This window comes from Nostoc sp. FACHB-892 (genome assembly GCF_014698795.1).
Classification (GTDB): domain Bacteria; phylum Cyanobacteriota; class Cyanobacteriia; order Cyanobacteriales; family Nostocaceae; genus Nostoc.
In genome coordinates this window covers 271,532-296,327 of record NZ_JACJTR010000004.1, presented here as the reverse complement: position 1 = coordinate 296,327, position 24,796 = coordinate 271,532, and the positions used below count along the sequence as shown (strand labels likewise).

The window sequence follows — 24,796 nt, the reverse complement described above, 5'->3', positions numbered from 1 at the left end:
AAATTAAATTAAGTAAATTGTTATGAGCTTAGAACTACAACTATCAGGTAAAACAGCAATTGTTACAGGTGGTAGTGCAGGTATTGGATTAGCGATCGCCAGAGCTTTGTATAGTGAAGGTGTGAATGTAGTAATTGCTGCTCGCAATCCAGAAAGATTAGAGAAAGCTGTAGCTGATATCCAATCCTTACCCACCCCAGGGGCTAAGATTATCTCCATTAGTGCCGACCTGACTCAAGCAGAAAGTATTGATCAGATAGTTTCCACAACTTTGGCACAATTTGGTCAGATTGATATTTTAATTAACAATGCTGGTTCAGCGCGTGCAGGGTCTTTTTTAGAATTGGGTGATGATGCTTTTTTGGATGCTTGGAATCTGAAACTATTGGGCTACATCCGATTAGTTAGAGCTGTTGTACCACATCAAAAAAATCGGCACGATGGGCGAATTGTCAATATTATTGGTGGTGCAGGACGCACACCCCGTCCATCCTTCCTTCCAGGCGGTACAACCAATGCTGCTTTATTAAACTTCACACGAGGAATCTCTAAAGAGTTAGCCCAGTATAATATTCGCATTAACGCCATCTCTCCTGGTTTGACTGGCACTGAACGCGCTGAACGTTTGGCAGAGCAAAATGCCCAAATTCGCGGTGTGAGTGTAGAAGAAATCAAGGCGGAATCATTGAAGTCCATACCTTTGGGCAAAATTGTTAAGCCAGAAGAGATTGCTGCCTTGGCTTTATTTTTAGCCTCCGATTTGGCCTCTTCAATTACTGGGGCAGAAATTCTGGTTGATGGTGGAAATACTCCGGGTGTTTAAATAGTCGTCTTCAATTTTTCATGAATAACATGATATCCGACTTTTTCAATAAGTTGGATGCTTGACTACTCCAAATAATTAATTAATATCTTACTTGCACCAGCACCAGCACCAGGTAATTCCCATTGCTTGGTGCTTTTGATTTTTTATTCAATAAATTTATTTTATCGTTTTAAAAAGAAAGAGTATTTGCTCTTATCTGACCTAGACCATAATATTAGATTCATAAGCCACTCAACTTACCTGTTGAAGAACAAAATTACATCTGTAATTGATGGCTAGCTCCAATTATTGTCTGAAAAATTTTTGTTAAATAGTTGTAGAGAAAAATATGACTTGGCTAATTGGTACATTATTTATTGGTATGTCTGCGGCTTTTGCAACCACATTTGATGACAATCTATATTTGACTGCCTTTTTTGGAAAAGTAAATCATATATTTCGTCCAAAACACGTTATTATTGGCGAATTTGTGGGATTCACTACATTAGTAATGGCTAGCCTACCTGGTTTTTTCGGTGGGTTAGTTCTTCCGGAATCATGGATTGGGTTGCTAGGGCTTCTCCCAATTATAATTGGTATCAGCCATCTTATGAGCCGAGAACAGCAAGAAGATATTGTACAAGATGTATCAGTAAATTTTGACCATTCAATCAAATATAAACGCCATAAGAAAGGCTTGTTAGCAACTCTCAAAGATCCTCAAACCTATCGTGTTTCTGCTGTTACTATTGCCAATGGTGGAAATAATATTGGTATTTATGTTCCATTATTCGCTAGTAGTAATGTTCCTAGCTTGGCAGTAATTTTGTGTGTATTTTATATATCAATTGGTTTCTGGTGCTTTCTCTCTTACAATCTGACTCGTAATCCTGTAATGGCTTCTGTATTTACTCGCTATGGTCGGAAGGTCTTTCCATTTGTCTTAATATACTTAGGGTTATCCATCATTGTTAAAAGTGGAACTTATCAGCTTGTACCCAATCTAGCAATGCTTTTCAAATAAATTGTAGACATGAAAATTATCAAAATCACTTTAATGATTTTAATCCTTTTAATCAATTTAGTAATTGCTGCCCCCTCTTGGGCAGATGAAACATCACATTTAAGCGTCAATAATGACTATTTCATAGGGCAAAAAGTTATCTGGCTTTATAAAGCTCGTGCTGACTCAGAAAACACCCAAAGAATTCCTGCCGAAGTCATCAAATTAGGCTCTAAGCAAGTGCAAGTAAAAGTGCATAAAAATAAAAATGAGTTCGTTAATCGTTGGGTAAATCGAGACAGATTGGAAGTTAACAAGAATGGCGACTTTTTAAATAATATAAATATTAATTAAATGAATCAACTTTATTTTAAAGCTAATATCAAATGCAAGCTGACACTTTAAATATCTAATTAAAATTTATCATCATTTTTATTTATGGTTATGGAAAACAATAGTGTTTGATTTTATTAAGGAATTAGTATTAAAGTAAAAACAAGGTTAAAGAAAACAAAAAAAACCATACTCAAGAGGAATGAATTTAATGAATAATCCAAACTCAAAAAAAATAACTTCTTGGCTTTTGACTTCTGCATTTATGCTACTTCTGACGGTATTTTCTCTTTTTGATCAGCCCTATGCTTTAGCTCAATCAGAGATATCACCAGTACCTACAGAATCTACATCAACTCCAATAGTAGCTCCGCCTATCATGCCTCCAACAGTATTGCCAGTAGATACTGTGGCTGCAAATGTTCAGCGTCTCTTGACAACTAATGAATGTGCTGGATGCAATCTAGTTGGAGCGCAATTAGACAATGCCAATCTGCAAGCAGCTAACTTAGCAGGTGCAAATCTACAAGAAGCAGAATTAGAAAAAGCAAACCTACAAGGAATAAACCTCGCAACAGCTAATTTACAAGGAGTAGATTTAAGCAAAGCAAACATAGCTGGAGCAAATCTGCAAGGGGCAAACTTATTTGATGCAGATTTAGAGGGAGCAAACCTGCTAGGAGCTGATTTACAAGGCGCGAACTTACAAAAGGCAGATTTACAAAAAACAAATCTCATGAATGCCAATATCCAAGGTGCAAATTTGCTAGGAGCTGATTTAGAAGATGCGATCGTACCTCTAGGATTTACGAATCAGTATCAGTATCAATAATTCCCGGTGTTTAGCTAAGTGAATGGATATCTCAGCTAGGGAGCGCTCCCTAGCTTATTTATATTTATGGCGATCGCTTCGCTACTACTGCAAACTGACTAATCGCCTCGCCAAAGGTTATCAAATTCAATCGATTAGAGGTTAGGGAAGAGAACTTTTATCTTTTTGATTCTTTAGAATTGCGCGTTGCGCTTGGATGGAAACTTCTCGATCGGGGTCGTCTAATGCTTGTTGCAAGGAGTTAATAACAGCAGGATTAGCTAAATTACCAAGTGCAATTACTGCTTCTTTACGGACATCTGCATATTCATCTGTTAATGCTTGAATTAGTTTCGGCATAGCTTGAATATCTGGGATTTTTTGCAAAGCTTGTGCTGCTGATTTCCGCACTTGCCAATGTTCATCATTTAAAGCGATTGTTAATGCTGAAATGGCTTGATAATTTTCATGAATAGCTAAAGATTTAGATGCATTACGACGAACTTGCCAGTCACTATCATTTGTGAGCGCTTGAGAAAGTATTATAATCACTTCTGAATCTTGTAAATGTCCTAAAGTTAAAGCAGCAGACCGACGCACAAGTGCTGATTCATCAAAAATCAAATTCAAAGCTTGGGGGCATTTTTCTAGTTGATTTATATATCGCAGTGTGGTAATTGCTGCTTCTCTTAATTCAGGGTTATCTGATTCTAAAAATGGTAAAATATCCGGTAAAGATTGAATATCATGAATTTTCCGTAAAAGCATTAAAATATTTAATTGTGTATTGATATTATTGCTTTGTAACTTATCTAGTAAATATAGTAATTCATCTTGCGTAATTAACTCATTTAAAGCTGAAGCTGCTTCAGTGCGAATGTCTATATCTACTGAATTAAGGCATTCAATTAAAGCAGGAATAGCAACAGGATTGGCAATCTCCCAGAGGGCAGATATTGCTATTTTTTGCACAGTAATGTTTTCATCTTTGAGGGCGACGATTAAAGCATGGATTGTTTTATCATCGCCCAAATGTTGTAAAGTTTTGATAGCTACTATACGCTCATTTACATCAGGCGATCGCAGCATCTCTAGCCAATATTCTAGGTCATTATTCATTCGTTTAAACTATTAGTAATTAACGTAATAAGAAAGGAATCTGCACAGTAATAGCATTAGTTGGACATTCTTTTTCACAGGGTAAACAAAACCAACACTCGTCATATTTCATGTAAGCTTTGCCTGTCTCTGGATTTTTTGCTAGCACATCTAAAGGACAAACCTCAATACAAGCAGTGCATTTTTCTAAACATTTAGATTCATCAACAATGACAGGAACATCTACTCTTTGTGTGATTAAAGCCATAAATTTGTTACTCCTTAATTCAACTAAATTTTGAATTTTAACAAGATATTGCTCTATTTTTTGATTTGTTACAAAATATTCCAGTTGTTCGCAAGGACTAGTAATTATCTCTACATCTTTAGTCTCAGCTTGTCTAATTTTAATTTGCTCACCTGTATCACTTTATTTGTCATAAATTTTAATTATGATTATTTAGTTATCCAGCGTTGCGCGGATAAAACGATAGCCTAAATCAATTTCTGTCAAATTATGAATATCACCATACTGTTTTACCCAATCGCCACTACTTAAATCTGCTGCTAATAACTGTAATCCTTTATTGATTAAATCTTGATTAGCTAAAGCAAAAGATGATATTCCCGCACGTACTTCTGGTTGAAGATATAACTCTGGTCTTCTCCACGCTGCTGCTGCGAATAAATCAGATAAGTCGTATGGTAACAAAAGGGGTATGGCTTCAACACGCCTTTTAGTATTAGTATGAATTAAATTAATCTGTTCATTAAGTGGTAAAAATCGTAGGGCATCTTCCCACAAAAAAGGGAAATAATCATAAAGCCATATTTTCTTAGCAAACCTAATATCAAAACTTAGCAAAACTATTGCCCCATCTCTAATAACTCGTTGCATTTCTTGAAACGCTTTTTCAAGATGAACAAAGTGATGAATTGCCAGCATACTGATAACGCCATCAACAGACTTATCTGGTAGAGGTAAACTTTCTGCATAGCCAGTAAACCATTTAATTTTTGGATGCTCTTTTGCTTGTTTTTGCATCACTACAGAAGGTTCAATAGCATTAACAAGAAATCCTTGGTTAGCTAGTGCTAAACTGTAACCACCAGTACCAGCCCCAATATCAGCGATAATGCTATCTTTGGGTAAATTAAGTAAATTAACTAATGTATTGACAATGCGCTGGTCAGTAACACGAGTTTTTGAGTATTGTTGACCGATTGAATTATAAATAGGCATTATTTTAGCTCACAGCTACATCATAAAGTTCTTTGACTCTATCTATTTCCACGATATAAGGATCTACAGGACGCTTAAACAATACCATTTTACCTAATTCATCTTTATTTAAATTGACATGACAGAACCACTCGTCATCATTCTTATCTGGATAATCTAAGCGGTAATGATAAAGTCCCCAACGAGTTTCTTGACGATATAATGATGCTCTGGCTGCCATTTCTGCACAATCGCGGATAAAATGCACTTCAAGAGAGCGCATCAATTCATGGGGATCACGAGCGCCCATTAAATCTAATGTTTCTTGATATTGAACAAAATGTTTCAAACCAATCTCAATTTTATTGCCTGTTTTTGGTGGTTGCAGATAGTCATTAACTAAACGTCTTAATTTATATTCTACCTGGGTATGAGGTACACCATTAGGGCGAGTTAATGGGGCATAAATTCTGGCTTTTTCTATTTCTAAAAAATCTGCATCTGGTTCGATTAAATCTAAGTCTTGGATATATTCGATGGCGTGAGTACCTGCTATCCGACCGAAAACAAATGCTCCAATCATATAATTATGGGGAACGCTAGCCATGTCTCCGGCTGCATATAAACCAGGAACGGTTGTTTGGGCATTTTCATTTACCCAGACACCAGAGGCACTATGACCGCTACATAAGCCAATTTCAGAAATGTGCATCTCTATGCCGTGAGTGCGGTAATCTTCATTTCTACCTTGATGGAAGCGTTCTCTACTTGGTCGTTCATTCGCCCAAAGTATTGATTCAATTTCAGCAATTGTGTCTTCATCAAGGTGGGTCATTTTCAGTTGGACTGGCCCTTTACCAGAGTTTAATTCTTTCCAGATTTCCAACATCATTTGACCACTCCAATAGTCGCAACTAATGAAGCGATTTCCTTCGGCATTGGCTGTATGAGCGCCAAAAGGCCCGGCAACATAAGCACAAGCAGGGCCGTTATAATCTTTAATTAGAGGATTAACTTGAAAGCATTCAATATTACTGAGTTCTGCGCCTGCATGATAAGCCATTGAATAGCCATCCCCGGCATTGGTAGGATTTTCGTAAGTGCCGTAGAGATAGCCAGAAGCTGGTAATCCTAATCTACCGCAAGCACCTGTACACAAGATGACTGCTTTGGCTTGAATGACAATATAATCACCGTTCCTGACATCAAATCCCACTGCACCAATAGCACGTCCCTCTTTTACTAATACCCTTGTTGCCATGACGCGATTTGTCACTTTGACTTTGTGGCGTTTGACTTGACGGGTGAGAATGGTTTTTAAGTCTTTACCTTCTGGCATAGGTAGGACATATTTACCTACACGATGCACTTGTTTTAAATCATAGTTTCCTTGGACATCTTTTTGAAATTTCACACCCCAACTTTCTAATTCTTGGATGACTTCATAACCTAATTTACCTGTTTGATATACGGCTTTTTGGTTGAGAATCCCATCGTTAGCCAAGGTGACTTCGCGCACGTATTGTTCTGGGGTAGAATGGCCGGGAATGACTGCGGTGTTTACCCCATCCATACCCATTGCGATCGCACCACTTCGTCGAATGTTAGCTTTTTCTAAAATCAGCACCTCCGCATCGGGATTTGCTTGTTTGGCTTTAATTCCAGCCATCGTTCCAGCTGTACCACCACCGATGACAAGTACATCAGTTTTTATCCGTTGGGTATTGATGTCCATAAGCTTTTAGAACTGGGCGAGTAAAGAGTAAGGAGGAAATTTTTAGGATTTATTACCGTTCCAAACGATGTCTTTAACCTGGATTTTCTTGGGAACTAGCTTAATTTGATGAAAAGTATCAGCAATATTTTGTTGTTGAGTAATTACTTCATCTGTCAGAGGTAAAACGCCATACTTCCGGCGCTTTTCAGCAATTTCCAATGCGGCTGCTTTAATCCCTAATTCTGGTTCGAGGAACTTGGCAACCTCGTCTGGATTATTTGTTGCCCATTTATCTATTTTGCTAGCTTCATCTAAAAGAGTTTTTAATAAATCTGGGTGAGAATTGACAAACTCTTGACGAGCAAGATAATAACCCCGATTTGGTGCTAAATTTGTCGCATCTGTTAAAATTCTCACATCTATATCGTGTTCAACTGCTGCTAGGTAAGGGTCCCAAATTGCCCAAGCATCAACATTACCACTTTCAAAAGCTGCACGGGCATCTGCTGGTGTTAGATGTGTTGGCTTGATGTCACTATATTTCAATCCGGCAGCTTCTAAAGCTTTGACAACAAGATAGTTAGTGTTCGATCCTTTGGCAAAGGCAACTTTTTTACCTTTAAGTTCAGCAACACTTTTAATTGGTGAATTTTTCGGTACAACAATTGCTTCTGCTTTAGGACTCCAAGGATCATAAGCAACATAAAGCAAGGGAGTACCTGCCGCTTGGGCAAAAATAGGGGGTGATTCACCTGTATAGCCAAAGTCAATACTACCTGCGTTCATCGCTTCTAACATAGGCGGGCCTGCGGGAAATTCTGCCCATGTCACCGAAGCACCAGCAGCAGTTAAAGTTTGCGCTAAACTGCCTCGATTCTTCAGAGCATTGAGAATAGTTGCCGCTTTTTGATAGCCGATACGAACTACAACACCTTTATTCGTTGTCTGCGTTGTGGCGGAATTAACTGTGTTGTTGGGAGAACACGCAGATATAACAAGAGTCAAACTTAACCCGCACGCAAAGAATAAGGCAAATGTGCTAATTCTCCATGTTTCATAATTTTGAAGAAAGTTGCTGACAATCTTCATATGTCGATCTAATAAATACTTGGTTAACATACGTACATTCAGTCTATAAGCAAGCTCAATACTACGGTAAGGCTAACAATTTACCGTATTTTACTGATAGAATATTCACATAGATAAGCAGCAAACGCAAGATCCGAAAAATTATGTCTACTGGTAATTCGTAATTAAGAAGCCTTGGGTTTGATTTGTTGTAGAAAATCGATATTTAAATCTAGCTTATTTCCTAGCCATAGAGCGTGTGCTGTATGATCTGTGACATCATCACCTGTTTCCGGGTGGACAAGAATATCTAACTCCTCACGGTTCAGCATTAGCCAGGGTACAACTTGAGGAAATTGGTTTGGTGCGAAGGCAACTTGATACATTGATTTTGGATGGGGGCCAATGGGCTGGTCATGCCAGCGTCCCAGTCGTACTTCAAATTTAGTTCCTAATTCTTCTCGGATACGGGTGGCAATATCACGAGTTTCGCTATCGTAATAGACATGAGCGTGAAAACCAGTGATGATGCTATTTTCTTTCATTACCGTTCTTGCTGAGTTGGTCGAATGAGAATTTCATTGACATTAACATGGGGTGGCTGAGTTACAGCATAAGCGATCGCTCTGGCAATATCTTCACTTTGCAATGGTGCGATCGCCTTGATTCGTTCTTCAACATTCTTTTTGGCTACAGGATCGGTGACATGATTATTGATTTCTGTCTCCACCAAACCAGGTTCAATGATAGTGACGCGGATATTATCTTGCAGAACTTCTTGCCGTAGGGATTCTGAAATAGCGTTCACGCCCCATTTAGTTGCGTTGTATATCCCGACACCTGCACGCGCTATACGACCTGCTACTGATGAGATATTAACTATATGCCCTCCGCCTTGGGCTTTGAAAATTGGTAGGACGGCATGGGTAGCATAAAGTAATCCGAAGACATTGACATCAAACATCCGCCGCCAGTCTGAAGTGTTGCCACCATGAATATTGCCTGTGAGGGCTACACCTGCGTTGTTCACTAAAATATCCACTCGCCCTAACGCTGCATTTGCTTTGTGGATGAGGTTGTTGGCTTGGGTTTCGTCGGTGATATCGGTAACTATGGGTAAAGCCTGGCCACCACTGGATTCAATGCGTTTTGCTAATACTTCTAAGCGATCGCTTCTTCTAGCTGCAATTACCACTTTTGCCCCTTCTGCTGCTAAGGTAATGGCCGTAGCTTCACCAATACCCGCAGAAGCCCCAGTAATAATGGCTACTTTACCGTCTAATTTTCCTACCATAATTTGCTCTTAAATATCTCTTGATTTCAATCTACTACAAATCGGGCGATTTACAGTAATTTATGTTAAATTGTGCTGTAAAGGAAAATAAAATTGCTATTTTATACCATCTACAACTGCTTGTAGATATTGAGTAGAGGCTGTTTCTGCTGAAAAATGCACAACCAAAGCTGGTGTTTTTAAGGCATCTCGAAACTGGCGATACAAATAAATACTGTGTTGCAATGCTTTGGCAATTTCATAATGATTGTGTTGTATAGGTATAGTTTGACGAAAGTCTGGTAACAGATGGGGAAGTTCCGTTTCTAAATTCCTTACCCCGCGTGGGAGTTTTCCAGCCTGGATTTTGGCTAATGGAGCGAGAACTTGTCCGCGAATAAAAGAAAGAGCATCAATAGCTTCAAAAAGTTCACCTCTACCTAATTTTGTGGTGATGTAGTGTACCCAAACCCAGAATCGGTCTTCAATCCACTGCAAATCTAGAGGTGGATAATTTCGTGGGTTTTCTTTTATAGCTAAGGTTAGTAAATCTTTTTGCTCCCATAGAACAATAGGATTTTCTATCCGATCTATTGTGAAATCTTGTAAAAGCAAAAACTTTAAATCTACGTGTAAAAGCGGATTTTCGTATAGACAAATGAACAACCGAGGTTCCCCGACGTGTTCGCCTGTAAAAGCTACCAGCAGTGAACCTAATTGACTGGCAAAAAGCTGTCGCTCATTTAATATCTGTTGATAATAAACATCTTTTACAACAATAATCAGATCGAGATCGGAATATTCATCCATTTCCCCCCGTAAATAAGAACCACCAATAGCTAAACCTAGCAAGCGATCATCTTTTTTCAATTGAGAAGTAATATGCTCTAAAAACTCTCGTTGTGCTTCAGGAACAGCCATAGTAATTCTTTTTTACTTAAGTTAAACAGAACCAGAAAAAGTAACATTTAGCGCCCCAGCAATTTGCACAAATACTTTACTAGCTTTGGAGCTAGGGTCAGCGAGTGTTAGGGGTTCTCCGATATCACCACCATTACAGATAAGGGGATCAATAGGAATCTGCCCTAAAAGGGGTGCGTTAAGTTCTTCTACCAACTTTTGACCACCACCACTACCGAAAATTGGAATTTGTTCACCACCATTCCCTATGAAATAGCTCATATTTTCGATAATACCAATAACAGGAACCCCAACTTGGCGGAACATATAAATACTGCGGCGTACATCTGAAATTGCCACATTTTGGGGAGTTGTAACCAATATTACCCCACAAATTGGGCTTTCCTGAACGATAGTAATTTGGGCATCACCAGTACCAGGAGGAAGGTCAATTAATAAATAATCCAATTCTCCCCACTCCACCTCATGGATGAATTGGGTGATGATTTTATGTAAAACTGGGCCACGCCAAGCTAAAGGATGGTCTGCTTCTGCTAACAGTCCTACTGACATAACTTTAATTCCGTGAGCTTCTAATGGTACAAACCTTTGACCATTGGGAGTATCAATAACTTTCACTTCAGATTTACCCAGTCCCAGCATTTGGGGAACATTGGGGCCGTAAACATCAGCATCTAAAAGACCGACTTTTGCACCAGTTAATTGTAAAGCAGCTGCTAAATTAACCGCAGTGGTAGACTTGCCAACACCCCCCTTACCACTAGAAACTGCTAGAGTCGTTCTTACTTTTGGAATGGTGCAGAGTTGAATGTAAGTTTTTTTGCTCCAAGTTAGGGATGATAATACATTTTGAATCTCGGCTTCTAATTGGTGTTGATGGGAACCAATATATAAACGCAAATATATATAATCATCAATTATCCGCAGATTTCGCACCATTCCCAGACTAACAATGTCATTTTTTAGAATGCGATCGCTAATTTGCTTGAGAATTTGCACAATTTCTTGTTTTCGGGCGATGGTGAGGGAGTCGGGTGATGAAGCTTGTACTTCTTCATTCGGACTTTGGAAAGGTGATTGATGGTTTGACATCGAAGAATTACCTAAATAATACTACTGTATATCTATCAAGGTATGATACTTAAAATAAAATTCATCATCTCAAGTGCTTAAAAGCAAGGCAACAAATGGAAAGAGTTCAAGCGATTGACCATATTCAGATAACATCATCTTCTGAAGCTGAAAATGCCATGCTGTTTTTTTACAGCCAAGTTTTAGGATTAACGGAAATTACCAAACCAGAGGATCTGCAAACTAATGGCGGCGCATGGTATGTACTGGGAAATATCCAAATCCATATCAGCACAGAGCAGCAGGCTAATAATGCAGTATCTAGGCGGCATATTTGTTTCCAAGTTGACAACTTGGAGGCTTTTGCAAAACATCTCCAAACACATGGGGTAGAAATTATTAACGGCCAACCCATACCATTCACCAAGCGCTTTTTCATTCGTGATCCTGGTGGTAATCGCCTAGAAATAGCAGAATCCGCAAATTTAAATCCAGGCTCTTGACTTCCCCATAAATTATGGCAAACTAATATTTAGATAAGCTAAATATTGAAAGCGCGTAAGACTTGTGACCATATTTACAGGGAACACAGATATATCAAAATCACTACCTAGTAATTCTCAAGCAGTGATTTTGGAAACCCAAGGACTGACACGTTATTTTGACAAAGCGATGTCTTTCGACAAGTCGCTTCGCTTCTACGCAGTTGACGATTTAAACATCACTGTAGAACAAGGTGAAATATTTGGCTTACTGGGCCCTAATGGAGCAGGCAAAAGTACAGTCATCAAAATGTTGACCACCTTGTTACCCATCAGTGCCGGAAATGCAACTATAGCAGGCTATGACGTGACACATCAGGCTGCCAGTGTGAGGCGAATATTAGGTTATGTACCCCAAGCTCTATCTGCTGACGGTAGTCTGACAGGTTACGAAAACCTGTTAATCTTTGCCAAATTGTATGACATTCCCGGTAGCCGCCGACAAAGGTGTATTCAAGACGTTCTCGGTTTTATGGGTTTGCAAGACGCAGCTCATCGCTTGGTACGCAATTATTCTGGTGGCATGATTCGCAAGCTAGAAATTGCCCAATCGATTATGCATCAACCCCGAATTTTATTCCTTGATGAGCCAACTGTGGGACTAGATCCCATTGCCCGTAATCAGGTATGGCAACTTGTACAACAACTCCGGGCAGATTATGGCACAACTATCTTTTTAACTACTCACTTTTTAGAAGAAGCCGATAGTCTATGTAGTCGAGTTGTGATTATGCAGCAAGGCCAAGTTGTGACAACAGGCGCACCCAGTGACTTGAAAGCCGCTTTGGGTAAACCTAATGCAACTTTGGATGATGTCTTTATTCACCACACAGGCGACCAATTAAAATCAGGAGGAGTCAACTACCGTGACACAGCAAGAACCAGACGTACATCTCAACGATTGGGTTAAGACAAAATCATATCACCGAACTAATCGTGTCATCTCTGCACTGAATCAGATATTCGCAAAAACCCTGGTAATTGCCGAAATGGAAGTGCGAAAACTCCGGCATGATCCGACTGATTTAGTAATTCGCGCCGTACAACCAGCATTATGGCTACTGATTTTTGGTCAAGTCTTTTCTCGTGTGCGAGCAATACCCACAGGTAATTTACCTTATTTAGACTTCATGGCGGCGGGTATTTTGGCACAGAGTGTATTGTTTGTCGCCATTTTTACAGGTGGGATGACACTGATTTGGGAGCGAGATTTAGGAGTTGTACATAAATTCTTGGCTAGTCCGACACCCCGTATAGCAATGGTTTTGGGTAAGTCCTTGGCTTGTGGGGTACGCTGCTTATCACAAGTATTTATTATTTATGGATTGTCATTTTTCTTAGGTGTGCAACTCAATCTGCATCCTTTAGCTTTTTTGCAAGTCTTATTAGTTGTGATGCTGGGGGCTGGTTGTTTTTGCACTTTTTCGTTAATCATTGGCTGTTTGGTGAAAACCAGAGAACGGATGACAGGAATTGGGCAATTGTTAACTATGCCGTTATTTTTTGCCAGTAATGCTATCTATCCCATTTCATTAATGCCCAACTGGTTAAAGTTTTTATCCCACATCAATCCTTTGACTTATGAGGTAGATGCATTACGTGGAACGATGTTAATCAACGGCACTAGTATCTATGGCTTTGGTTGGGATTGTACAATTCTCTTGTTAACATTAATCGGCTTGACCCTTATCTGTGGACGACTTTATCCACGGGTAGCAATGTAATCAGGAGAACATAAGCATTATGAAACTCGATAAACCTACTCAGGGTGCAACTTCCGAAGAATGTGCTGCCAAAGTCATGGAGACAGTTCCATTAATGATGCGGTTTATTCGAGCGGATATGCGGATTCATAGTGCTGCTTCTTTATCAGTACCACAGTTGCGATCGCTAGCATTTCTCAACCGCAATCCAGGTGCTTCGCTATCTGAGTTGGCGGAACACTTAGGTGTTACGTGTGCCACAGCTTCAGCTACCACAGAACGGTTAGTACAGCGCAACTTAGTACAACGCATAGATGATCCCCAAGAACGGCGGCGAGTCCTTCTGAATCTGACTGACGACGGAAGGCATAATTTAAAGCAATCCCAAGACCAAACTCGCGCTCATATTGCCGAACTTCTGGATCATCTTACACCAGAGCAAATTTCCCATATTGAAGAAGGGTTAGGTCTACTAAAAAATGTCTTCGAGCAAACGGAAATTAAACCTCCCCAATGATGAATCTGCACAACACGATCCTTTTGCAGCGCTGAGGTTTCGTGACTATCGACTATTTACGATTGGGCGTGTACTTTTATTTATCGGGTCACAAATGCAGACTGTGGCCATTGGCTGGGAACTCTATGAGCGCACTGATTCGGCTTTGGCATTGGGTGGTGTAGGATTAGCCCAAGTCTTACCAATGATTGCCCTCACGTTGATTACTGGCGATGTCGCCGATCGCCGCGATCGCAAACTGACGATGTTACTATCAGTAATGCTACTGGTCTTATGTTCATTGGGTTTAGCAGTACTTTCCTGGAGTCAGGGTGCAGTAGTTTTAGTTTACGCCTGCTTGGTATTAACTGGTATTGCCAGGGCTTTCTTAAAACCTGCTAGTGATGCCTTAATGTGGCAATTAATACCTGTTGCCGCCTTTACCAATGCCGCTACCTGGAATAGTAGTAGCTTTCAATTAGCTTCAGTTATCGGCCCAGCCTTGGGAGGATTTGGGATTGCATTGCTGGGGAGTGCTACAGGAGTATATGTATTAGCTGCGATCGCTGGATTGCTTTGTTTTATTTTAACGGTGGCGATATCAAAACAAAAAACAATTCGTTCCACAGAACCAGTTTCACTCAAAGCACTGTCAGCCGGGGCTAGGTTTGTCTGGCAAAATCAATTAATTTTGGCAGCAATTACCCTCGATATGTTTGCAGTTTTACTAGGGGGTGCGATCGCGCTGCTACCAATTTTCGCCAGGGATATTTTGCAGGTAGGACCACTAGAGTTGGGTTATTTACAAGCAGCCCCTTCCATCGGGGCTTTATTTATGGCTGTTGTACTGGCATATTTACCACCTCTACGCAAAGCCGGGCCAGCCTTACTCTGGTCGGTAGTTGGCTTTGGCGTAGTGACAATTATTTTTGGGCTATCTCGTTCGTTGTGGTTGTCACTATTGATGCTGATGTTGAGTGGCGCGCTAGATACAATTAGCGTTGTGATTCGTCATACTTTGGTGCAAATTAGAACGCCAGATCATTTACGTGGTCGAGTGGCAGCTATTAATAGTGTATTTATCAGTGCTTCTAATGAGTTAGGTGGCTTTGAATCAGGTTTGACAGCTGCTCTTTTCGGCCCAGTCATCTCTGTAGTTGGCGGTGGCATTGGTACAATTGTAGTGGTAATTGCGGTAGCTATGATCTGGCCGGGAATTACCAAGCTAGGATCATTGCAAGAGTATAAATAATACAAGTTGTGGATGAAGAAGTTTTGCACGTTCCCATAATTGATATTAGTGCGTTAGTTGGGGAAACAGGCGAGTCTCCTTTACTCTTGGATGCTCGCGATCGCCATACCGTTGCCACTCAAATCAGACAGGCGTGCCAAGAGTTTGGTTTCTTCTATATCATTGGACATGGAGTAAATGACCAGTTACAAGGGCGGCTAGAACAACTTAGCCAACAATTTTTTGCCCAAGATTTAGAAACTAAACTTGAGATGCGTATGGCTTTGGGTGGTAAAGCATGGCGGGGATATTTTCCTGTAGGCAATGAATTGACATCAGGTAGACCTGACTTAAAAGAAGGCATCTACTTTGGTGCAGAACTTGAAGAAAACCACCCACTCGTGCAAGCGAACACCCCAATGCATGGTCACAACCTCTTTCCATCCAAGATCCCGCAATTTAAAGAAACAGTACTTGATTATATCGAGTCAATGACCAAACTCGGACACACCTTAATGACTGGTATTGCTCTAAGTTTGGGGTTAGAAGAGTCATACTTTGCAGATCGTTATACAAAAGACCCATTAATATTATTTCGGATTTTTAATTACCCTCCCCATCCATTACCATCTGAAGATAAATATAGTTGGGGTGTTGGTGAACATACTGATTACGGTGTATTAACGATTCTCAAACAAGATGATACAGGTGGGTTACAAGTCAAATCTAAATCCGGCTGGATAGACGCACCACCTATACCGGGTTCCTTCGTTTGCAACATTGGGGATATGCTTGATCGCATGACCAAAGGACTGTATCGTTCTACACCCCACCGTGTTAAAAACCTATCAACAGACAATCGTCTCTCATTCCCATTCTTTTTTGACCCCAACTTTAATGCTGAGGTCAAACCCATAGAGCTTAATGAAGTAGTAGTGAAAGATAACAAAGTTGAACGATGGGATAAAGCCAGTGTTCACGAATTTCGCGGAACATACGGCGAATATCTATTGAGCAAAGTTTCTAAAGTCTTTCCAGAACTACGTCAAAAAGTACTTAGAGAGTAAAAGTTATTAGCTTCTTCGAGAATGGGATCTCGATTAAAATGATTTCTGACAAAGAATATACCCAGGTTGATGAGTTTCGCTTTCTCTGCGAGACGCTACGCGTAGCTTGCTTCCCCGGAGGGGTACGCTCAACTTTCGATTCCTTAGTTGGTTGAGCGAAGCGATGCACTGATTTGTACTGAGCGCAGTCGAAGTAGCCTGTCGTAAAGTCTGCGGCATAGCTATGCTTCAGGCGCAGTCTCTGTCTACGACACGCTGTTCGCGTTCGTAGAGAAGTGTCGAAACCAACGGCGGGAGTAGATTTATTAACGGAAATTGCCTAAACACCGAAATTAACTTTGATAAGGACGCGGTAATTGGCGCAGTTTATGAGCAGTATCTAATTCACTATTGTTTTTTTTGCCATATCCCCAACCCAGCAGGCGACGATATTCACCCATGATGCCACTTTCAATTAAATCATCCTCATTGACTTCAATATCGGTGTGAGATTCGGGCGCAACATAGAGCGCATCCGCAGGACAATATGCCTCACACATGAAACAAGTTTGACAGTCTTCCTTGCGGGCGATCGCAGGTGGTTGGTTGGGAACTGCATCAAAGACATTGGTAGGACAAACTTGTACACACAAATTACAATTGATGCAGAGTTTATGGCTGACAAGCTCGATCATGATCTGTTCCTGCTACAACTTTGTTGATATAGATGGTGTAGTTTGAGTGGTGATTACTGGTCGTGTAGCGTAGACGCTTTGCGGCTTGTCGTCAGACATTGCATCCGTAATCCAATCACGCCTCACCCAAAGCTTATCTAAGCCACCTGTTGCTTGGTAATAACGCTGATTTGGATCGGTTTCAGGATAGTCCACGCGAATATGTTCGCTACGCGTTTCCTTGCGATATAATGCACTAAAATATGCCCATCGTGCTACAGCCGTCAAAGCAGCCGCTCGACGAGAAAATTCCACATCGCGCACACTATCTTGTTTTGGTCTTTTTTGTACTTGCTGCCACAGCGTTTCTAATTTAGCGAGGGAATCCAAAAGCCCCTGCTCAGAACGCAAGTAATTCTTTTCCAACGGGAACATCTGGGCTTGTACACCACGTACAATTGCTTCGCTATCGAATTCAGAAGTGGGAGAATGCGATCGCGTTTCGCCCAGCGTAGCTGATCGCAATCCGGCTTGACCAGCAGGACGCGCAACCCGTTCATTTGCATGAGCACCCAGACTCTTGGCAAAGTCCGCCGCTCCAACTCCTGCCCATTGCCCTGTGGAGATTGCCCAGGCAGCATTGGGACCGCCACCCCCAGAAGCTAAACCAGCTAAAAACTCCCGCGATGCTGCATCACCGGCAGCGTAGAGTCCAGGAACCTTTGTAGCGCAATTATCATTCACAATCCGAATCCCACCTGTACCACGGACTGTACCTTCTAAAATAAGTGTTACAGGCACTCGTTCTGTATAGGGGTCAATGCCAGCTTTTGTATAGGGTAGAAAAGCGATGAAATGAGACTTTTCAATCACTGCTTTAACTTCCGGTGTGGCTCGATCCAAACGAGCATAAACGGAGCCTTTCAGAAGGGCATTAGGAAGGAAAGATGGATCGCGACGACCATTGATATAGCCACCCAGATCATTGCCCGCTTCATCGGTGTAACTAGCCCAGCCAAAGGGGACACCCCTTGTCACTGTGGCATTGAAAGCGGTCGAGATGGCATAGTGATTAGAAGCTTCCATACTAGAGAGTTCGCCGCCAGCTTCTACTGCCATCAGCAGTCCATCACCTGTATTGGTATTGCAACCTAATGCTTTACTCAAGAATGCACAACCGCCATTCGCCAGGACTACTGCACCAGCACGAACAGTATAATTACGATGATGTTGCCTCTGCACACCTCTTGCTCCAGCTACTGAGCCGTCTTCAGCTAATAAAAGCTCTAAAGCAGGACTTTGATCAAGAATCTGCACACCAACACGCAAGAGGTTTTTGCGTAGTACCCGCATATATTCAGGGCCATAATAACTTTGACGCACAGATTCCCCATTTTCTTTGGGAAAACGATAGCCCCAGTTTTCCACTAGGGGCAAACTCAGCCAAGTTTTTTCGATAACACGCTCGATCCAACGTGAGCTAGCAAGGTTTTTTCCGATGCGATAACGCTCCGATACAACTTTGTCCCAATTTTCTGGTGAAGGGGCCATGATGCCATTGCCACTAGCAGCAGCAGCACCACTCGTACCCAAAAAACCTTTATCAACAATGATGACTTTGGCACCTTGAGATGCAGCAGCCCAGGCTGCCCATGCTGCGGCAGGGCCACCACCGATTACCAGTACATCAGCAGCTAATTGTAGTTCATTTTCACTATGGACTGTTAGCAATTCTCTTTCCTCCTTTCTGGGCTTACTTCATCAATAAACAGAAGCTAACAATTTATCGATTGCAGCCCGAAATGCCGTTGCTGCACCAGCACTCATATCACGGGGGGCGCAGATGCGATTTCTTAAATATGCAAAAGTGATCGCCCCCACAGCAGCGAAGATAGGGTCAACACTGCTATTTTTACCGCCAGTCCGACCACCTGGTAAAGTTTCGCCATTGCCATGAATCAGATAATCAGCCAGTTGTCGCAGGTGAAAATCAACAGCGTCTTTAACTGTGGTAAAGTCGCCATCTGCGGCTAAAGCTTGAACTCCAGAGTTTTTAATAACATCTGCGATCGCAACTTCCCGATTATCACTCAGTCTCTCGGCTGCTTCGGCTCTATATTGAATATTCTCACTATCTGCTGCATCAAGAGGCAAAGAATTACTAATAGGTTCTGCACCCCATCGACGACGCAGAAGTAAATTGTTAGTAATATTATCCGACTTTACCCGGTGATAAGCAGGACGCTGATTCAGTGCGTCAAACCAAGCATTGAGCCGAGGAAAACGAGGATTTCCCTTGATGTGATACCCCCGATATACAGGTAGATTAGCCGCCAATCTATCTAGATGGGGGCTATACGTAATATCTACTAAGCTAAATGTACTGACAAAGTAAGGGCCGGGATATTTAGCTAAAGCTTGTTCAAGTTCATCTAACTTAGCTTCAAACTCTGCTTGTAAGTTTGCCAACTCATTAGCATCTGTAGGTGCTTCTCTCAGGAATTTGTAAGAAATATTCCTAAAACCATTGGTTTCAGCCTCCTCAACCAACTGTCTAGCAACAGCGTTTTCTTCTGGATTTTCCGGTAATAATGCTGGATGTGGAAACTTTTCTTCTAAAGCTAAGAGAATATCTTTTGATTCATATACTAACTCTTCCTCAATTTTCGCAGCTGGGACAAGAGTTGTAGGAACCAAATCGGTATACCATTTGGGTTTGTTGCTTAAATCAATAAACTCCGTCGCAAAGGGAATTTCCTTTTCTTCCAGCGCAAACCATACCCGTTCACAGAAAGGACACCAAGAATTAGTATCTCGGTACAGGAGGACTGGCGGTGCTGTATCTGGAGGGAGTTTATGGAGACTGCCAGGAATGGGTGCAGTCGAAGGAGATTGTCCTGGTCTTTTCACCCTACGCGCAGGAGTCTTTTTTTGGGCAGTTTCTAACAGTTCTTCCCAAGTGGATATTGTGTTTTGAATAGACATTTTTTACCTCGCTTTACTAGGGATGCCAGAAAACACAAATAACTGTTGCTCTTTGGGTTTAGGTAAATTTTCACCAAGGTAACGATGAAGACCAACACCCATATTTGCTGTGTTCGTAAGCTTGAAGTTCACTTCCTCAAAAGAGGATGCACTTAAAATTTTCCGCACATTGTCAGAGTAGGGAATACCGTTAGAGTGTCCGCGAGTCCAGATAACGAAAGCACCTGGTTTACTCAAAAAACTCAAGTTATCTAGTAAGCGATTAAGTTCAGCTTCCTCAGCAAGATTACCAAAGACACCGCACACAATCACAATATCTGCTGGTACTGCTTCTACATAGTTAGCAGAAAGAGTTGCATCACCATTAATAAACTCAATTTGCTTTCCTAAATTCAATGATTCTATAGTTGCTCGTCCCCGTTCGACTAACTGGGGGTTTAGTTCAACAAGTCGTGCGTATACATCATTTATCCGGGGGTGATTTTTTAAAGTTCCTAATAAATCTCGTCCATCACCCGCGCAAACACTCACTACACGGATAGTTCCAGATGGCAATGCATTCAAGCTATAAGCAATATATTCCTGCACGATTTCTAGACGCTGTTGCAATTTTGGCTCAGTGTTGTAGAGGTCGTGCCATTCATACCAATCTTTTGGCATAAGGGGTAATTCCCGTTTAATGCACATTGTATATTCACAAACTACTGTTAATCTATAGAATAAGTGTAGTTATGTGATATATGCAGAGTATCATATAAATTCATCTGAAATCAAGTCTAATTATTTAATTTGGGATTAGAATGCATTGAATCCTAGTAAATAGACTTTATTAATTCGGCGTGGCTATTAATTTTAACTGCGATCGCCCAGAACAACCAGGAAATTTTTACCCTTGCCAGGTAGCGTTTTGTAGGCATTTTGACTTCACCATGCTACTACCGCATAGTCTCTATTATTTAGTTGTGATTTGCTTGGGTAATTAAGCCCATTTTGATATAAACAGGAAATACTATTTTTTCCATTTCCGGCAATTTCATTGCAAAAAAACAAGCTCCTACGAAACAAGATATACCACCAAATAATAAAGCATTATCAACTCCAAATTTACTTGTCAATCCACCGAAAAATAAATTTCCGAATGGCAATATTCCTAAAAAGCCTGTCGTGAATATGCTGGTGACTCTACCTCGTTTATTTTCATCCACAAGAATTAATTGGATAAAATTACTAATTGCAGCCAAAGTGAGAGTATTAGTCATACCAACGAGGAAGATTAATAATAGGCAAATTTCTAAATTACTAGAACGAGAAAAAAGTATCAAACTTAAACCTAAAATAATGGTAGAAAAAGCTATTATTTTTTCCAGTCCTATGGCTTTTTTCTTTAAAACTAGATAAAGTCCTGAAACTATAGAACCTAATGCAGAAGCAGTCATTAAAATTCCCATAGTCTCGGCATTACCGTTTAATACTTCTTTCACGAAAATAGGTATGAGGTTAACGTGAGTCATTGCCATAAAACAAATCAAAATTTGTAACATTAATATATATTTAACAGGGATAAATGTATAAGTGTAATTAAATCCTTCTTTTAGATTTTGCCAAACATTGCTTTTTTCATTTGAATTACTAGTAACTGACTTTATTTGACTAGTTAAGATAGCAGATAGAAATGGTAAATAACTAATGCTATCTACTAAAAAACATAAAGCTGCTCCAAATTTAGCAAGTAGTAAGCCTCCGATCATGGGACTGACAAACTTGGCAGTATTAATTAAAAATGAATGAATAGCAATTGCACTGTAGGCATCCGCTTTATTATCTACCAGTCTAGGAATAGTTACTAGACGTGCTGGCAAATCAAAAGCTTTGACAGTCCCCTGAAGTGTACCGATAATAATAATCCATATAACGTTGATGTGACCGTTAAAAGTCAGAAAAGTTAAAGCGGCAGATAGCAAAATAGAAGCTAGCTGAGTAGTTATTAAAACATATCTGAGATTCCATCTATCTAGTAATACTCCTACTAACGGTGTAATAATTAAACCCATAAATTGATTTGTAAATCCCACTACACCAACCAACATTGCTGAGTTTGTGAGTTGATAAACCATCCATATTAGGGCAATTTGAGTCATCCAAGAGCCAAAAAAAGATACGCTTTCTCCCAGCACAAAACAACAAACATTTGGCGATTTAAGAACAGGTGGCATCTGGAAAAAATCTAATAATTTTTGCCCTTTTATATGAGTTTTTTGATTAAGCTTTCTCATTAATATTTTCCTTTTTGAGGATATCTATAGGACTTTGATTTAAGTCGCTCCAAATTATATAGAAAAACTTAAATTTAGAGATACATACAATTAGCGTACGTATTATATTGGTACAAGAGTACTTGTATCGCCCATATATTTTACTGTTGAGCAAGTGTAATAAATAACTTAGTGCGATAAACTACGGTGACACAGTAGTCATATAACCGACATATCAAAAAATGCCTACTCAGTACAAGTATTTAGCGAACTGACATGTTCGTGCTTGCTTTTGACTGCTCTGTGTGAAGAAGTTTTGAGTATTTCCCGATAAGTACAATAAATCTACGTATTTACAGTAGTATAGCAAATCAAGCAGCAAAAATTCCAAAAAGAGCGATCGCAACCTCACAACTACCTGAAATAGCAATCAAGGTAAGAAATTTGTTATGCACATAACAAATTTAGTGTAGCTAACAATTAGTAAAATATATATTTAGGATAACGTATACTTTTGTTTACTAAAGGCTTGCATTAGAACTAGGGTTGTGTAACCATACTAAATTAATCAACGATAAACCGATCAAAAAACCGTATTTTAATGAAAAGCTAGTACCAGTAAGGCACAGAGGAATAATTTCGACAGTGTGATTATGAAGTCAGCAGTGCCCTTTGTTTATGAGTATTGCTGGACAAAACTAGAATTTAGTATCAGAGGTGAAGATCATGAGCGCAAATCAACCAGCATCAGATCAACAAGCTGCCACTAGCTTCTGTGCAAATCAATCAACTCTTCTTATCTTGCCGCACTAACTTATTGCAAGTTAGGCAGCACTTTAGGTCTATTCGTAAAACTTAGTGTGACAAACTCCTCTCACAACACAAGCTGATATCGAGTTATCCCTTGCAAAGTTTTAATTTTTACCAAATTTACATCTGGTGAAAATTCCCATAATTACATAGATATGGAGAGATAATCATGACAGTTGCACTAGAACGTCCTACCAAAAAGTCTCGTTCAGCCCAGATTCGGGAACAACTCGGTTATCCCATCATCGATACCGATGTGCATACCCAAGAATTTGAACCTGCTTTTCTGGACTATTTAGCTCAAGTAGGTGGTTCTAAGATTGCCGATAGTTTCCGAGAACATCTACCTGGTGCTGGTCGCTACCGTTGGTTCCAGCAAACACCAGAAGAACGCCATAAATACCGCACTGCTCGTCCTCCGTTCTGGGGCCGTCCCACAAAAAACACTTTAGACCTTGCAACAATCACTTTGCCAAAGCTACTGCATGAACGTTTGCAAGAAGCTGGGACAGATTTTGCTGTACTGTATCCTAATTTGGCAACCTTAGCACCGCAAATTAAGAACGAAGAAATGCGGCGTGCTGTGTGCCGTGCTGCGAACCTCTACCATGCAGAGATATTCCATCCTTACTCTGACCGCCTTACACCCATTGCTACTATTCCTCTCAACACACCAGAAGAAGGGATAGCAGAATTGGAATATGCAGTTAAAGAACTGGGATTGAAAGCAATTCAAATTCCTGGTTATGTTACCCGCGTTATTCCTGGCTTCGAGAATTACTCTGAAGAAGTACAACGGGAAGCAACTTGGATTGATAACTTTGCCTTAGATAGCGCTTATGATTATGATCCCTTCTGGGCGAAGTGCATAGAACTAAAAGTTGTGCCCACTACTCACGCCTCTGGTATGGGTTGGACATCTCGCCGCTCGATTTCTAACTATCAATATAATCACATTGGACATTTTGCTTCGGCTGCTGAAGCTTTTTGCAAAGCACTGTTCTTTGGTGGCGTGACTAATCGTTTCCCTAGCCTAAAATTTGCCTTTCTAGAAGGTGGTTCGGCTTGGGGTGCTAGCTTATATACCGATATTATCTGGCATTGGGAAACTCGCAATCCAGAGATTTTACAGAACAATCATCCTGGTAATGTGAATCGGGAAGAATTACGAGAATTATTTACTCGTTACGGTGGAAAAGAATTCCAAAATCGCTTTGATGAAATTGGTAGTGGTTTAGGTTTCCACGGAAAATATTTTGCACCCGAAGATCCAGGCGAATTAAACGAATTTGCGGCGGCGGGAATTACCAAAGCTGAAGATGTACGCGATCGCTTTTTGAATCACTTCTACTTTGGCACTGAATCAGACGATGCTCGTGTAGCTTATGCCTTCCATCAAAAGGCTAATCCTTATGGCGATGCCTGCGGCGGGCAAAGCCAACGTGTCAAAGCTTTCTTGGGTTCTGATTCTGGTCATTGGGATGTACCTGACATTACAGCCGTTACTTCCAACGCTTACAGTATGGTAGAACGCGGCATTCTTAGCGAAGAAGACTTGCGATATTTCTTATCTACCCATCCTTTAGAGTTATATACCAGCCTCAATCGTGATTTCTTTAAGGGTACAGCGATTGAGAAAGCTGCAACAGAATATTTAGCTGGGAAAGAAAGCCAAAAATAGGAAGTAGGGAATTTTAGATTTTGGATTGGGCTGTAATCTAAAATCCAAAATTGA

Annotated in this window: 26 protein-coding genes; 12 read left to right on the top strand and 14 right to left on the bottom strand. The window is 40.5% G+C overall.

The window, feature by feature from the left end:
• Nucleotides 1-22: 22 nt before the first annotated feature.
• The 5 genes from H6G96_RS08100 (at nucleotide 23) to H6G96_RS42305 (ending at nucleotide 3,118) form a co-directional block, all read left to right on the top strand.
• Nucleotides 23-823, top strand: a complete 801-nt coding sequence (locus tag H6G96_RS08100) for an SDR family oxidoreductase (protein ID WP_190910968.1) — start codon at nucleotides 23-25, stop codon at nucleotides 821-823.
• A 331-nt stretch (nucleotides 824-1,154) separates the two neighbouring features.
• Nucleotides 1,155-1,829, top strand: coding sequence for a cadmium resistance transporter (locus H6G96_RS08095; protein ID WP_190910967.1), 675 nt, complete (start codon nucleotides 1,155-1,157; stop codon nucleotides 1,827-1,829).
• A gap of 9 nt (nucleotides 1,830-1,838) precedes the next feature.
• The gene (locus H6G96_RS08090; RefSeq protein ID WP_190910966.1) at nucleotides 1,839-2,162 is read left to right on the top strand and encodes a hypothetical protein; all 324 of its coding nucleotides are present in this window, start codon (nucleotides 1,839-1,841) and stop codon (nucleotides 2,160-2,162) included.
• A gap of 190 nt (nucleotides 2,163-2,352) precedes the next feature.
• Nucleotides 2,353-2,973 (top strand): pentapeptide repeat-containing protein, encoded by a 621-nt coding sequence (locus tag H6G96_RS08085; RefSeq protein WP_190910965.1) that lies wholly within the window; start codon nucleotides 2,353-2,355, stop codon nucleotides 2,971-2,973.
• A gap of 22 nt (nucleotides 2,974-2,995) precedes the next feature.
• Nucleotides 2,996-3,118, top strand: coding sequence for a hypothetical protein (locus tag H6G96_RS42305; RefSeq protein WP_277932900.1), 123 nt, complete (start codon nucleotides 2,996-2,998; stop codon nucleotides 3,116-3,118).
• On the opposite strand, the gene H6G96_RS08080 is transcribed toward H6G96_RS42305, so the two are convergent.
• The 9 genes from H6G96_RS08080 to H6G96_RS08040 all read right to left on the bottom strand — a co-directional run bounded on the left by H6G96_RS08080 (nucleotide 3,115) and on the right by H6G96_RS08040 (nucleotide 11,343).
• A complete protein-coding gene (locus H6G96_RS08080; RefSeq protein WP_190910964.1) occupies nucleotides 3,115-4,071 on the bottom strand; it encodes a HEAT repeat domain-containing protein in 957 nt (318 codons plus the stop codon). The two genes, H6G96_RS42305 and H6G96_RS08080, sit on opposite strands and share 4 nt — an antisense overlap.
• A gap of 19 nt (nucleotides 4,072-4,090) precedes the next feature.
• Nucleotides 4,091-4,318: a ferredoxin family protein gene (locus H6G96_RS08075; protein ID WP_190910963.1), complete on the bottom strand. Its 228-nt coding sequence runs from the start codon at nucleotides 4,316-4,318 to the stop codon at nucleotides 4,091-4,093.
• A 192-nt stretch (nucleotides 4,319-4,510) separates the two neighbouring features.
• Nucleotides 4,511-5,293: a class I SAM-dependent methyltransferase gene (locus tag H6G96_RS08070; protein ID WP_190910962.1), complete on the bottom strand. Its 783-nt coding sequence runs from the start codon at nucleotides 5,291-5,293 to the stop codon at nucleotides 4,511-4,513.
• A 4-nt stretch (nucleotides 5,294-5,297) separates the two neighbouring features.
• Nucleotides 5,298-7,007: a fumarate reductase/succinate dehydrogenase flavoprotein subunit gene (locus H6G96_RS08065; RefSeq protein WP_190910961.1), complete on the bottom strand. Its 1,710-nt coding sequence runs from the start codon at nucleotides 7,005-7,007 to the stop codon at nucleotides 5,298-5,300.
• Between the two features lie 42 nt (nucleotides 7,008-7,049).
• The gene (locus tag H6G96_RS08060; RefSeq protein ID WP_242063198.1) at nucleotides 7,050-7,994 is read right to left on the bottom strand and encodes a sulfonate ABC transporter substrate-binding protein; all 945 of its coding nucleotides are present in this window, start codon (nucleotides 7,992-7,994) and stop codon (nucleotides 7,050-7,052) included.
• A gap of 248 nt (nucleotides 7,995-8,242) precedes the next feature.
• Entirely contained in the window at nucleotides 8,243-8,602 is a 360-nt protein-coding gene (locus tag H6G96_RS08055; protein WP_190910959.1) for a DOPA 4,5-dioxygenase family protein, read from the bottom strand.
• Nucleotides 8,602-9,351: an SDR family oxidoreductase gene (locus H6G96_RS08050; protein ID WP_190910958.1), complete on the bottom strand. Its 750-nt coding sequence runs from the start codon at nucleotides 9,349-9,351 to the stop codon at nucleotides 8,602-8,604. Before H6G96_RS08050 ends, H6G96_RS08055 begins: the two co-directional genes overlap by 1 nt.
• 96 nt (nucleotides 9,352-9,447) lie before the next feature.
• Complete coding sequence (locus tag H6G96_RS08045) at nucleotides 9,448-10,251, bottom strand: nucleotidyltransferase domain-containing protein (RefSeq protein ID WP_190910957.1); 804 nt, start codon at nucleotides 10,249-10,251, stop codon at nucleotides 9,448-9,450.
• Nucleotides 10,252-10,272: 21 nt separating this feature from the next.
• The gene (locus H6G96_RS08040; RefSeq protein ID WP_190910956.1) at nucleotides 10,273-11,343 is read right to left on the bottom strand and encodes an Mrp/NBP35 family ATP-binding protein; all 1,071 of its coding nucleotides are present in this window, start codon (nucleotides 11,341-11,343) and stop codon (nucleotides 10,273-10,275) included.
• Nucleotides 11,344-11,438: 95 nt separating this feature from the next.
• On the opposite strand from H6G96_RS08040, the gene H6G96_RS08035 reads away from it, so the two are divergent.
• From H6G96_RS08035 to H6G96_RS08010, 6 genes are all read left to right on the top strand, one after another.
• Nucleotides 11,439-11,825: a VOC family protein gene (locus H6G96_RS08035; RefSeq protein ID WP_190910955.1), complete on the top strand. Its 387-nt coding sequence runs from the start codon at nucleotides 11,439-11,441 to the stop codon at nucleotides 11,823-11,825.
• Nucleotides 11,826-11,889: 64 nt separating this feature from the next.
• Nucleotides 11,890-12,774 (top strand): ATP-binding cassette domain-containing protein, encoded by an 885-nt coding sequence (locus H6G96_RS08030; protein WP_190910954.1) that lies wholly within the window; start codon nucleotides 11,890-11,892, stop codon nucleotides 12,772-12,774.
• The gene (locus H6G96_RS08025) at nucleotides 12,731-13,588 is read left to right on the top strand and encodes an ABC transporter permease (protein WP_190910953.1); all 858 of its coding nucleotides are present in this window, start codon (nucleotides 12,731-12,733) and stop codon (nucleotides 13,586-13,588) included. Before H6G96_RS08030 ends, H6G96_RS08025 begins: the two co-directional genes overlap by 44 nt.
• A 19-nt stretch (nucleotides 13,589-13,607) precedes the next feature.
• Complete coding sequence (locus H6G96_RS08020; protein ID WP_190910952.1) at nucleotides 13,608-14,084, top strand: MarR family transcriptional regulator; 477 nt, start codon at nucleotides 13,608-13,610, stop codon at nucleotides 14,082-14,084.
• A complete protein-coding gene (locus tag H6G96_RS08015; protein WP_190910951.1) occupies nucleotides 14,047-15,315 on the top strand; it encodes an MFS transporter in 1,269 nt (422 codons plus the stop codon). Before H6G96_RS08020 ends, H6G96_RS08015 begins: the two co-directional genes overlap by 38 nt.
• A gap of 8 nt (nucleotides 15,316-15,323) precedes the next feature.
• On the top strand, nucleotides 15,324-16,361 hold the full coding sequence (locus tag H6G96_RS08010) for a 2-oxoglutarate and iron-dependent oxygenase domain-containing protein (RefSeq protein WP_347242195.1): 1,038 nt from the start codon (nucleotides 15,324-15,326) through the stop codon (nucleotides 16,359-16,361).
• A 332-nt stretch (nucleotides 16,362-16,693) separates the two neighbouring features.
• Here H6G96_RS08010 and H6G96_RS08005 read toward each other — a convergent pair whose 3' ends face one another.
• The 5 genes from H6G96_RS08005 to H6G96_RS07985 all read right to left on the bottom strand — a co-directional run bounded on the left by H6G96_RS08005 (nucleotide 16,694) and on the right by H6G96_RS07985 (nucleotide 22,272).
• Nucleotides 16,694-17,035, bottom strand: coding sequence for a 4Fe-4S binding protein (locus H6G96_RS08005; RefSeq protein ID WP_190910950.1), 342 nt, complete (start codon nucleotides 17,033-17,035; stop codon nucleotides 16,694-16,696).
• A 12-nt stretch (nucleotides 17,036-17,047) separates the two neighbouring features.
• Nucleotides 17,048-18,745: an FAD-binding protein gene (locus H6G96_RS08000; RefSeq protein ID WP_190910949.1), complete on the bottom strand. Its 1,698-nt coding sequence runs from the start codon at nucleotides 18,743-18,745 to the stop codon at nucleotides 17,048-17,050.
• A 30-nt stretch (nucleotides 18,746-18,775) separates the two neighbouring features.
• Nucleotides 18,776-19,999 carry a glutathione S-transferase family protein gene (locus tag H6G96_RS07995; protein WP_190910948.1) on the bottom strand — a complete coding sequence of 408 codons (1,224 nt, stop codon included), beginning with the start codon at nucleotides 19,997-19,999 and terminating at the stop codon, nucleotides 18,776-18,778.
• Nucleotides 20,000-20,002: 3 nt separating this feature from the next.
• Nucleotides 20,003-20,659, bottom strand: coding sequence for a class I SAM-dependent methyltransferase family protein (locus tag H6G96_RS07990; RefSeq protein ID WP_190910947.1), 657 nt, complete (start codon nucleotides 20,657-20,659; stop codon nucleotides 20,003-20,005).
• A gap of 296 nt (nucleotides 20,660-20,955) precedes the next feature.
• Complete coding sequence (locus H6G96_RS07985) at nucleotides 20,956-22,272, bottom strand: MFS transporter (RefSeq protein WP_190910946.1); 1,317 nt, start codon at nucleotides 22,270-22,272, stop codon at nucleotides 20,956-20,958.
• A 958-nt stretch (nucleotides 22,273-23,230) separates the two neighbouring features.
• Here H6G96_RS07985 and H6G96_RS07980 point away from each other — a divergent pair.
• Nucleotides 23,231-24,742: an amidohydrolase family protein gene (locus H6G96_RS07980; RefSeq protein WP_190910945.1), complete on the top strand. Its 1,512-nt coding sequence runs from the start codon at nucleotides 23,231-23,233 to the stop codon at nucleotides 24,740-24,742.
• The last annotated feature ends 54 nt before the right edge of the window (nucleotides 24,743-24,796 follow it).

Excerpts from the sequence above, each read along its gene's own strand:
- H6G96_RS08100 (WP_190910968.1), top strand. The coding sequence starts at position 23 with ATGAGCTTAGAACTACAACTATCAGGTAAAACAGCAATTGTTACAGGT.
- H6G96_RS08095 (WP_190910967.1), top strand. The coding sequence starts at position 1,155 with ATGACTTGGCTAATTGGTACATTATTTATTGGTATGTCTGCGGCTTTT.
- H6G96_RS08090 (WP_190910966.1), top strand. The coding sequence starts at position 1,839 with ATGAAAATTATCAAAATCACTTTAATGATTTTAATCCTTTTAATCAAT.
- H6G96_RS08085 (WP_190910965.1), top strand. The coding sequence starts at position 2,353 with ATGAATAATCCAAACTCAAAAAAAATAACTTCTTGGCTTTTGACTTCT.
- H6G96_RS42305 (WP_277932900.1), top strand. The coding sequence starts at position 2,996 with ATGGATATCTCAGCTAGGGAGCGCTCCCTAGCTTATTTATATTTATGG.
- H6G96_RS08080 (WP_190910964.1), bottom strand. The coding sequence starts at position 4,071 with ATGAATAATGACCTAGAATATTGGCTAGAGATGCTGCGATCGCCTGAT.
- H6G96_RS08075 (WP_190910963.1), bottom strand. The coding sequence starts at position 4,318 with ATGGCTTTAATCACACAAAGAGTAGATGTTCCTGTCATTGTTGATGAA.
- H6G96_RS08070 (WP_190910962.1), bottom strand. The coding sequence starts at position 5,293 with ATGCCTATTTATAATTCAATCGGTCAACAATACTCAAAAACTCGTGTT.
- H6G96_RS08065 (WP_190910961.1), bottom strand. The coding sequence starts at position 7,007 with ATGGACATCAATACCCAACGGATAAAAACTGATGTACTTGTCATCGGT.
- H6G96_RS08055 (WP_190910959.1), bottom strand. The coding sequence starts at position 8,602 with ATGAAAGAAAATAGCATCATCACTGGTTTTCACGCTCATGTCTATTAC.
- H6G96_RS08050 (WP_190910958.1), bottom strand. The coding sequence starts at position 9,351 with ATGGTAGGAAAATTAGACGGTAAAGTAGCCATTATTACTGGGGCTTCT.
- H6G96_RS08045 (WP_190910957.1), bottom strand. The coding sequence starts at position 10,251 with ATGGCTGTTCCTGAAGCACAACGAGAGTTTTTAGAGCATATTACTTCT.
- H6G96_RS08040 (WP_190910956.1), bottom strand. The coding sequence starts at position 11,343 with ATGTCAAACCATCAATCACCTTTCCAAAGTCCGAATGAAGAAGTACAA.
- H6G96_RS08035 (WP_190910955.1), top strand. The coding sequence starts at position 11,439 with ATGGAAAGAGTTCAAGCGATTGACCATATTCAGATAACATCATCTTCT.
- H6G96_RS08020 (WP_190910952.1), top strand. The coding sequence starts at position 13,608 with ATGAAACTCGATAAACCTACTCAGGGTGCAACTTCCGAAGAATGTGCT.
- H6G96_RS08015 (WP_190910951.1), top strand. The coding sequence starts at position 14,047 with ATGTCTTCGAGCAAACGGAAATTAAACCTCCCCAATGATGAATCTGCA.
- H6G96_RS08005 (WP_190910950.1), bottom strand. The coding sequence starts at position 17,035 with ATGATCGAGCTTGTCAGCCATAAACTCTGCATCAATTGTAATTTGTGT.
- H6G96_RS07995 (WP_190910948.1), bottom strand. The coding sequence starts at position 19,999 with ATGTCTATTCAAAACACAATATCCACTTGGGAAGAACTGTTAGAAACT.
- H6G96_RS07990 (WP_190910947.1), bottom strand. The coding sequence starts at position 20,659 with ATGCCAAAAGATTGGTATGAATGGCACGACCTCTACAACACTGAGCCA.
- H6G96_RS07985 (WP_190910946.1), bottom strand. The coding sequence starts at position 22,272 with ATGAGAAAGCTTAATCAAAAAACTCATATAAAAGGGCAAAAATTATTA.
- H6G96_RS07980 (WP_190910945.1), top strand. The coding sequence starts at position 23,231 with ATGACAGTTGCACTAGAACGTCCTACCAAAAAGTCTCGTTCAGCCCAG.